Annotated in this window: 6 protein-coding genes; 3 read left to right on the top strand and 3 right to left on the bottom strand. The window is 73.8% G+C overall.

All coding sequences use genetic code 11. The features are described 5' to 3' along the window. The first annotated feature begins 109 nt into the window (after positions 1 to 109). The 3 genes from FJR00_RS04025 to FJR00_RS04015 all read left to right on the top strand — a co-directional run bounded on the left by FJR00_RS04025 (position 110) and on the right by FJR00_RS04015 (position 4,608). On the top strand, positions 110 to 1,177 hold the full coding sequence (locus tag FJR00_RS04025; protein WP_141337566.1) for an inositol-3-phosphate synthase: 1,068 nt from the start codon (positions 110 to 112) through the stop codon (positions 1,175 to 1,177). A gap of 23 nt (positions 1,178 to 1,200) precedes the next feature. After that, positions 1,201 to 1,557 (top strand): hypothetical protein, encoded by a 357-nt coding sequence (locus FJR00_RS04020; RefSeq protein ID WP_141337565.1) that lies wholly within the window; start codon positions 1,201 to 1,203, stop codon positions 1,555 to 1,557. 75 nt (positions 1,558 to 1,632) lie between these two features. Beyond that, positions 1,633 to 4,608 carry a glycosyltransferase gene (locus tag FJR00_RS04015; RefSeq protein ID WP_141337564.1) on the top strand — a complete coding sequence of 992 codons (2,976 nt, stop codon included), beginning with the start codon at positions 1,633 to 1,635 and terminating at the stop codon, positions 4,606 to 4,608. A gap of 13 nt (positions 4,609 to 4,621) precedes the next feature. Here the strand turns inward: FJR00_RS04015 and FJR00_RS04010 are convergent, their stop codons facing one another. The 3 genes from FJR00_RS04010 to FJR00_RS04000 form a co-directional block, all read right to left on the bottom strand. Then, entirely contained in the window at positions 4,622 to 7,318 is a 2,697-nt protein-coding gene (locus FJR00_RS04010; RefSeq protein ID WP_141337563.1) for a hypothetical protein, read from the bottom strand. 31 nt (positions 7,319 to 7,349) lie between these two features. After that, positions 7,350 to 7,913: a hypothetical protein gene (locus tag FJR00_RS04005; protein WP_141337562.1), complete on the bottom strand. Its 564-nt coding sequence runs from the start codon at positions 7,911 to 7,913 to the stop codon at positions 7,350 to 7,352. Between the two features lie 86 nt (positions 7,914 to 7,999). Next, positions 8,000 to 9,091, bottom strand: a complete 1,092-nt coding sequence (locus FJR00_RS04000; RefSeq protein ID WP_141337561.1) for a glycosyltransferase — start codon at positions 9,089 to 9,091, stop codon at positions 8,000 to 8,002. Between the last annotated feature and the right edge of the window lie 113 nt (positions 9,092 to 9,204).

The raw sequence follows: 9,204 nt of genomic DNA, 5'->3' as shown, positions 1-9,204 counted from the left end.
CGGACAGGGACCGCCCTCACCGTGCCGGGGTCCCGTCGGGCGCCCCGCAGAGTCGAGACCCGGGTCGCCCCGTCGGGCGCCCCGTGCAGTGAGCTTCGAGGAGAGATGTATGACGTCCGTGCGCGTGGCGATCGTCGGTGTGGGCAACTGTGCCAGCTCCCTGGTCCAGGGTGTCGAGTACTACAAGGACGCCGACCCGTCGGCCACGGTGCCGGGGCTGATGCACGTGCAGTTCGGGGACTACCACGTGCGGGACGTGGAGTTCGTCGCCGCGTTCGACGTCGACGCCAAGAAGGTCGGCTCCGACCTGGCCGACGCGATCGACGCCAGCGAGAACAACACGATCAAGATCGCCGACGTCCCGCAGTCCGGCGTCACCGTCCAGCGCGGCCCGACCCTGGACGGCCTGGGCAAGTACTACAGCCTGACCATCGAGGAGTCGGACGCCGAGCCGGTCGACGTGGTGCAGGCCCTCAAGGACGCCCAGGTCGACGTCCTCGTGTCCTACCTGCCCGTCGGCAGCGAGGAGGCGGACAAGTTCTACGCCCAGTGCGCCATCGACGCCGGGGTCGCCTTCGTCAACGCGCTGCCCGTCTTCATCGCCTCCGACCCCGTGTGGGCCAAGAAGTTCGAGGACGCCGGCGTGCCGATCGTCGGGGACGACATCAAGAGCCAGGTCGGGGCGACCATCACCCACCGGGTCATGGCCAAGCTGTTCGAGGACCGCGGCGTCGCCCTGGACCGCACCTACCAGCTCAACGTCGGCGGCAACATGGACTTCAAGAACATGCTCGAGCGCGAGCGGCTGGAGTCCAAGAAGACCTCCAAGACCCAGGCGGTCACCTCCAACGTGGCCCACCAGTTCGCCGACCGCGACGTGCACATCGGCCCCTCGGACTACGTCCAGTGGCTGGACGACCGCAAGTGGGCCTACGTGCGGCTCGAGGGCCGGGCCTTCGGGGACGTGCCGCTGAGCCTGGAGTACAAGCTCGAGGTGTGGGACTCGCCCAACTCGGCCGGCATCATCATCGACGCCATCCGCGCCGCCAAGATCGCCAAGGACCGCGGCCAGGGCGGCCCGGTCGTCGGCGCCTCGGCCTACCTGATGAAGTCCCCGCCGGTGCAGATGCACGACGACCTGGGACGCGCCGAGGTCGAGGCGTTCATCCGGGGCTGAGGCTGCCCGGTAGCGTGTCGCAGGTGCGCCCCCAGCAGATCCTCCTCCTCGGAGCCGGTGTCGGAGCAGTCCTCACCGCGGCTGCCACCGCGGCAGCGCTCACGGGACTCTGGTGGCTGGTGGTCCTGGCCGGGATGGCGCTGCTCTCCTTCGTCCTGCTCGTGGCGCTCGACATCGTGCGCCGGGTACGGGAGACGCGCCGCTTCCTGCACGGTGAGCTCCGCCGGCTCAACGAGGGAAGCGGGGCGCCCGTGGGATCCGCCGCCACGGCGGAGGACGTCGTGGGAACGGTCCGCGCGCTGCAGGCCCAGTACACCGGACGGCTGGACCGTCTCCAGGACGCCGTCGACGAGGTGCTCCGCCGGGATGAGCGGCGCTGAGACCCACCGCCGGGAGTCCGGGGGCCGATGATGTCAGCAACGACGCCGACGCCGGTGCGGGCGACACGCCCGCGGGTGAGCCAGGACACGGCGAGCAACAAGATCCTCCTCGACCACCCCGACGCCCTCGCGGTCACCGCACTGCGTACCCGGTCCGTGCACGCGAGGGAGGTCCTCGTCGAGGCCGCCTGGCCGGGCCGCTCCGCGGAGGAGATCGATGCCTGGGTCGCCGACCGGCTCGCCGGTGCCGAAGGGCGACACCTCCCGCCCGGGATGGACGCGTTCCACCTCGGGCAGTACGCCCGGGTCCTCGTCCTGCAGACCGGCGACCCGGACGACCGGCGACGCGGGCGCACCCTGCTGGAGGCGCTCGCGACGGGGGACGGGGCGACGCTGACCCAGCTGCACCCCCAGGCGGTGCAGCTCCTGCTGCACCTGCGCTGCCAGGACCGGGACCATGCCGGCTGCGCGGCCCTCCTGGACCACCCACAGGTCCCCGGGGACGTGGCCGAGGCCGTGCGCGCCGACCTGGCCAACCCGTTCCTCGCGGCCCGGGCCGGCGCTGGCCAGGGGCCTGCTCCCGGAGAGGTCGAGGACTGGCTGGCTCTGCTCGGCACCGCGTTGCGCGGCCCGGGACTGGCGCCGTTGCGGCTGGACCCCGCCGGCGTGGGAAGGCCCTTCGACCGTCTCACGACGGACAGCCCGCCGCGGGCCGACCGCCACGGCGACCCGTTGGTGACCGTTGCCATCAGTACCTACCATCCGGGGCCGCCCCTGCTCACTGCCGTGCGCTCCCTGCTGGCGCAGTCGTGGGAGCACCTCGAGGTGATCGTCGTCGACGACGCCTCCGGGCCTGCCGCCGAGCCGTGGCTGCAGCGCGCCGAAAGCCTGGACCCGCGGATCAGGGTCGTCCGCAAGGCGGTCAACGGAGGTACCTACCGGGCGCGGAACACCGCCCTCCGTCAGGCCAGGGGACAGCTGTTCACCACCCTGGACTCCGACGACTGGCTCCACCCCCGAGCCATCGAGACCCTCGTGCGGGCGCTCGAGGAGGACCCTCGACGGATCGCGACGAGGGCCATGGGGGCCCGGGTCGACGAGGACCTCTCACTCGTGCGTCCCGGTTACCGGCACCGGGTCCTCGCCGCTCCCACGTTGCTGTTCCGGGTCGACCTGGTCCTGCCCCGTGTCGGCTTCTTCGACCCGGCCCGTAAAGCGGCCGACACCGAGTTCGCCCGCCGGCTCGAGGCAGCCTTCGGCCCGGCCGCCGTGCACACGGTGGACACCTGCCTGCTGCTGCTGCGGTCCGGCGAGACGCTCTCCTCCTCGGAGTTCGGGCGGGGCTGGCGGCACGGCGCCCGGCACGCCTACAAGACTCTCTACGCGCCCTGGCACGAGGAGATCGTCGCGGGCGCGACGGCATACCTGGACCCGTGGACGGACCGCCCGGTGCCGGAGCCGAGGCGGTGGTCCCGCCCCCGGGATGCGGGGCTGGCCCCGCGGCGGGACCTGGACCTTGTGCTCGCCGGGGACTGGCGGCGCTACGGAGGTCCGCAGCGGTCCATGCTCGAGGAGCTCCGTGCCGCGCGGGAGGCCGGTCTGCGGGTTGGGGTCCTGCACCTGGAGGCCCTGCGCTTCGCGACCACCCGGGACCTGCCCCTGTGCGCACCCGTCGTGGAGCTGCTCCGGCGCCGTGAGGTGGAGTGGGTGCAGCTGGACGACGCCGTGGACGTCGAGGTGCTCCTGGTGCGCTACCCGCCGGTGCTCCAGCACCCGCCGCACGTGACGTCGGGACAGGCACTCCGGCCCCGACACCTTCTGATCGTCGCCAACCAGACCCCCCTGGAGCCGGACGGCACCGACCAGCGGTACGTCGTCGCCGACGTCACCGCGAGGGCCCGGAAGCTCTTCGGGGCCGACCCCATGTGGGTCCCTCAAGGACCCGTCGTGCGCGAGGTCCTCCGGGAGCAGGACCCCGACGTTGCGCTGACGGACTGGGACAACCCCGGCCTCATCGACGTGGAGGAGTGGTCGAGGCCGCCGGGGGCGCGGGCGGCCCGGGGGCCGGGCGAGCGGCCGGTGGTGGGCAGGTGGTCCCGGGACCACCCCCTGAAGTTCCCCCGTACCCATGCCGAGCTGCTGCAGGCCTACGACCTGGGTCCGGACGTGCACGTGCGGATGCTGGGCGGGCGGGCGACGTGGAAACGCCTGGCGGTGGAGGCCGGTCTCCCGGAGGACACCCCCCTGCCAGCGACGTGGGACCTGCTGCGGGCGGGGTCCGTCGACCCCCGGGAGTTCGTCCGCGGCCTCGACCTGGTCGTCTACCACGACAATCCGGACCGGCACGAGGCGTTCGGCCGGGTGCTACTGGAGGCGGCGGCCTCCGGCGTGGTGACGATCGCCGACCCGAAGCACCGACCGGTCTTCGGCGACGTGCTCGACTACGCGGAGCCCGGGCCGGCGACCCGGGAGCTGGTCCAGGCCTACCTGTCCTCCCCGGACCGCTACCGCGAGCGGTCCCGGGAGCAGCAACGCCTGGTGCGCGAGCGCTACTCTCACACCTCCTTCCTGGACCGCCTGGCCTCGGTGCCAGGGGTACGTGCGGGATGGGCGGCCGGCCAGGTGGACGACGCCGCCGGGACGGCGCCCTGGCGGGGGGAGGCCAGGCTGCAGGTGCACGCCACCGGTGAGCGCACCCTCCCGCTCGCGGTCACCGTCGAGACGCTGGACGGGGATCCGCTCGGCGCGCACACCACACCGCTGCGGACCGCCGCCGACGGCACCCGGGCCGACCAGCTCGTCGTGCTGCACCGGCCACCCTGGTCGACGACCACCCGGGAGGGGCTGGGGGCCGCCCTCGACGTCCCCGCGGAGGGGGACGTCGACGAGGCGGTGATCGCGGCGGTCGACGGACGGCCGGACGTGGCGGCCGTGGTCCTGAGCCGGGACGGCGAGGTGCGCGTGGTCGCGACCGGAGGGGCCGTGGTCGACGACGGCGGACCCTTCCGGCTGGCCGGCGGGTCGAGGACCGTCCGGCTGCGACGGGGCTGAGGTCCCCCCGGGCTCAGTCCCGGGGGAGCAGCGGCAGCAGCCGGTCGCTGAACGGCAGCGCCACCGGCCGGACCCCCTGGACGAGGTCCCAGCTGCGGGGGCGTCCGCGGGACCCGTCGGGAACGGCGCCCAGCCAGACGACGGCGTCGCGCGGGAGGGCCTGGACGAGCGCGTCGCCGACGGGGACGGGGAGGTCGTCGCGGCCCCAGGTGCGGTGCAGGGCAGTCGAGGCGGCCTCGCGGGCGCTTCGCCCTGGCTCGCCCGCCGACCCGTCGACGTCCTCGTGCACGCCGACCAGCCGATGGACCAGACCGGCCTCGACGGCGGCCCGGTTCGCCCCGATGGCCCGGTCGGCCGCCCGGTCGTCGGCGTGCCGGTCCCACCAGGTGACGGCGCCGGCGACCGGCCCGCCGTGACGCAGGTTCAGCAGCTCACCGGAAGAACTGCTGCCGTCCAGCCCCAGCCAGGCAGGGCCACGTCGACGCAGCAGGTCGCCGTGGCGCGCCAGCCGGGCGCCGTGGGTGGCGGCGGGCCCGGCGTGACCGCCCGGGTCGGCCACGTCGAGGACCGGCGCGGGGGTGAGCGCCCCGGTGCCGGGAGGCCGGCTGCCGGAGAGCACGTGGGAGCCCCTGATCGCCTCGCTCGCGCCGCCCGCAGCGAGCGTGGCGTGCGACACCAGGGTCCGGGCGTCGTCCAGCAGGTGCAGGCCCAGGCTGACGAGCGGGTCGGACAGGACGACGGTGCCTCCCGGCGACCGGAGCAGGACGAGCCAGCTGCCACCCAGCACCGACGCGGTCGGGACGGCCCGGTCGGGGTCCTGGTGCAGCAGGTCGAGCAGGCGCTCGGCGACCTCCCGGGCCCCCACCAGCCCGGCCCCGACGTCCACCGGCTCGCCCAGCACGAGGACCCAGGCGTCCGGGGAGCCCGCCGTCGCGCGGCCCAGCCCGGGATGGTGCCGCAGCTGCGCCCCGTCCCCGGGCAGGAGGACCCGCGACCAGCCGCCCGGCACGTGGACCGCCGGTGCCGGGCCCGCTCCCGCCGCGGCGGGGAGCACGGCATACCCCCGCGCCCAGGAGAGGCGCGCCAGGTCCGTCGACCGTTGCTGCCGACGGACCGCCGCCGAGGCACGGCGCCCGAGCGGGCCGGGCAGGAGGGCGGCGGCGGACCGGAACTGCGGTCGACCGGCCGACTCCAGTCGTCTGGGCAGCCGGGCCCGGGGCTCCTCGTGGAGCAGGCGGTGGAGGAGCACCTTGGCCTCGCGCTGCGGGTAGGGCAGCGACAGCATCGTCTCCAGCAGGACCCGGTCGTTGAAGGGCAGCAGGATCCGGTGGCCCAGGTCGCCGTCGACGAACTTCTGCCAGCCCCACCGCCCGATCCGCTGCTCCCAGTAGAAGAGGTCGTGGTGGTCGTAGCCGAGCAGCCGGTCGGGGGTCATCGCGGCGTGCTCCACGTAGCCGCCGTACATCCGCTCCGCCAGATCCTCAAGACCCTCGGTGGCGTTCATCATCATGCGGGCCAGCCGGAGCGGGGAGAGAGGCTCGGCGGTGCGGCGACGCAGGAAGGTGGTGCCGGTCTCCGCACAGTTGGACTGCAGTTGCACCAGGTCCCCGGGCAGGTCGGCCCACATGGCGTGGGCCGCCCCCCGGGAGGGCAGCAAGGGGGCGTAGGTGCGGCGGTGCAGGACGTCGAAGGTGCCGCCGGGCGGGGGCTGACGCCACCGCAGCACCCGGTGGGGCAGGCCCAGCTGGGCGGCCACCGCGCTGGCGCCGGTGACGTCGGCCATCGCGGCGGGCTTGGTGCGGGCGTCCCGGGGGTTCACGTAGGTGAAAACGAAGCCGTCTCGCTCGCGCAGGGTCGTTGTGGCGACGGCCACGGTGGCCCGGCTGTCCAGCCCGGCCGTCAGGCTCACCGCCGGCCTGCCCAGACCGGCCAGCAGCTCGACGTGGGCCGTCAGCCTGGTCCGGAAGGTGTCGTAGGCGGCAGCAGCGTCCGTGGTCACGCGCCGGTCGCGCCACGGCCAGAAGCGTTCGTGCTCCACGGTCGGCGCGGAACCGCCCGGCCGGCCCACGTGGACCCGGAGGAGGGCGTTGGGGAGGAGCTGGTCCAGACCCTCGTAGGCCGTCCGCCGCCCCGGCAGGTAGGTCACCGCCCCGCGACGGCGCGCGCGCAGCTCCTCGAGCAGCTCCAGTGCGTCGCGGTCCTCGACCAGGCCGAGGCTGCCCGCCACGAGGGAGGCGGAGCTGGCCAGGGCCAGCCGACCGTCCGCCGTCGCGGCGAAGACCGGCTGGGTGGCGTGCGTGTCGGGGAGGACGAGCAGGTCGCAGGGAGCGGGCCACGCGGCCCGGAGCTGCGGGGCGCGCACGGCCAGCAGCGTCCAGCGTCCGCCCAGCTCGGCGGCCTGACGGACCAGGGCGTCGTCCCCGCCGGCGGCCCAGGTGCGTGCCAGCCCCCCGACGATCGCGGTGCCTGTCGTGGTCTTGGCCTGGACGTCGACGGGATGGCCGACCAGCATCACCGTCCCCGCGTCGGACCGTGCGGAGGAGAGAACCGTCCGGGGGTGGAGGTGCAGGATGCCGGAGCGGACCGAGGTGCTGTCCCGGCGCCAGCCCGCGACGTCCGACGGGGCGGGGGGCGGCTCGTCCCGGGACCCGCCGGCCCGCAGCAGCCAGCCGTGCGGGTGCGCGCCGTCCAGCACCAGGGCTGGTTCCACCTCCTGGGGAGAAGCTGACGGCACGGACGCTTCAGCTCCCTCGGTGCACCTGAAGGCCCTCGGGGAACCGCTCCGGCAGGTGACGCAGCACCGCGATGTCGACCGGGTCGAGGGTCACGTCGGCGTGGGAGGAGACCGGGACGGCTCTCGCCATGTACCACAACCGGTAACGATCGGTCACCGATGAGACCCTCCGGGCCAGGTAGCTCTCCCACGATCCGGGGGCGGGCACACCGTCGGCGGTCCAGCCACCGGCCGCCCAGGTATCGCTCGGGACGACGTGCTCGAGGACATATCCGTGCGCCCGCGCCTCGTTGAACACCGGGCGGTCGAGCACGAGGACGGGCCGGAAGGAGAGGCACTCCTCCTGAAGCTCGGCCACGTGGTCGACGAGCTGTGCCGCCTGGACAGGGGTGAGCCCGAGGCCGAGGACACCCACGACGGGGAGCCGCAGCACGTCAGGACCAGCAACGTGCCGGTCGGGCTGAAGCACGACGGGCACCTGACCGGCACCGACCCCCGGCGTGAAGACGCGGGTGGCCAGGTCGGTGAGAAGTGGACTGGTCCTGATCCGCGGCAGCACGGTGTCCGTCATGTGGTGCCAGCCTGGGGCTCGACGGACCCACCGGGCGAGGCGTTGCTGGCGGCGGCGGGCGGCTGCCGACTGTCCTCCGAAGCCGGTCATGGGCGGGCCTCCCGCCGGGAGGGGGAGCTCGAGGCCACCGCGAGGATGGTGCGCGCCGCCTCGGCGGCGCCGTTGCCCGGGTCGTCCCGGCGTGCCTGCGCGGACAGTTCGTTCCCTCGTGCGACGAGCTCGTCGACCAGACACTGGGCCTGACCGCCCGCCAGGGAGTCGGTCGAGAGGGCCCAGCCCCGCCGCGCCGCTTCCCGTGCCCGTCCCACCTGGTCGTCCAGCGAGGTGTGAGTGTTGGGGACGAAGATGCTCGGCACCCCCAGCCGCAACGTCTCGTGGAAGGAGTTGTACCCAGCTGCCGTGACGGCGTAGTCGAACGCGGCGAAGTGCTCCGAGAGGGGGAAGTGACGGACCAGGTGCACGCCGGCACCCGCATAGGCCCGTTCGGCGATCGCCGGCGCGGTCACGCAGACGTCGATCTGCCGGGACTGGAGTGCCGCGACGGCAGCACCGATCTCGTCGTTCGTGTCGTTGATGTTGCCAGCTCCCAGGGAGACCAGTGCCAACGGCCCCTCCGCCGGGAGGCCGAGCACCCTTCGGGAGTGGGTTCGGGTGCTCAGGTCGTCCTGGTCGACGAGCGTGACCGGCGGCACACGGGTGACGTCGTCCGCGGGTACGGCGGCGGTGGCGCCCCGATCGGCCTGACCCGCCAGGTCCCCTGGCTCGATCACCGCGTCGAACCAGGCCGCCTTCTCCAGCTGGTCGACGTTGCGCCCCGCCTTCCACATGCCCCGTCGCGACCACACTGCCCTGGTCCGGGGGTGGGCGGCCAGGGCCACGTCGAGTCCACGGTAGGGGTGGGTGCCGTCGAAGACGAGCACATCAGGGTCGAGGCGGTGCAGCAGCTCGGTGACCCGCTCGGCGAACAGTGCCCGCCAGGTGGCAGGCAGCAGTCCGGACGCACCCTGGCTGGGCAGATACTCCCAGGGGATTCCCTCCTGCTCGACGACCGGGACGGCCTGCGACAGGGAGAGCACGTGCCGTCGCACCTCGCGGGGCATCCGACGGGAGTAGGCAAGCAGCCGCGTCAGGTGGCCCATGCCTGCGCCGTTGCTGGACACGAGCAGGACGGACGACATAGCGGCGATGATGTCACAGCGCGATAGCATGTCCGGCGCACCAATCGTGACCGCCTGCCCCCATTCCGAGGAGTCGACCAATCGTGGCTGTGGACGCTGTCATCATCGGACTG

This window comes from Ornithinimicrobium kibberense, assembly GCF_006519705.1.
Taxonomy (GTDB): domain Bacteria; phylum Actinomycetota; class Actinomycetes; order Actinomycetales; family Dermatophilaceae; genus Ornithinicoccus; species Ornithinicoccus kibberensis.
This window is presented reverse-complemented; position numbering and strand designations above follow the sequence as displayed.

Coding starts and splice junctions, on each gene's coding strand:
- FJR00_RS04025 (WP_141337566.1), top strand. CDS start 110: ATGACGTCCGTGCGCGTGGCGATCGTCGGTGTGGGCAACTGTGCCAGC.
- FJR00_RS04005 (WP_141337562.1), bottom strand. CDS start 7,913: ATGACGGACACCGTGCTGCCGCGGATCAGGACCAGTCCACTTCTCACC.
- FJR00_RS04000 (WP_141337561.1), bottom strand. CDS start 9,091: ATGTCGTCCGTCCTGCTCGTGTCCAGCAACGGCGCAGGCATGGGCCAC.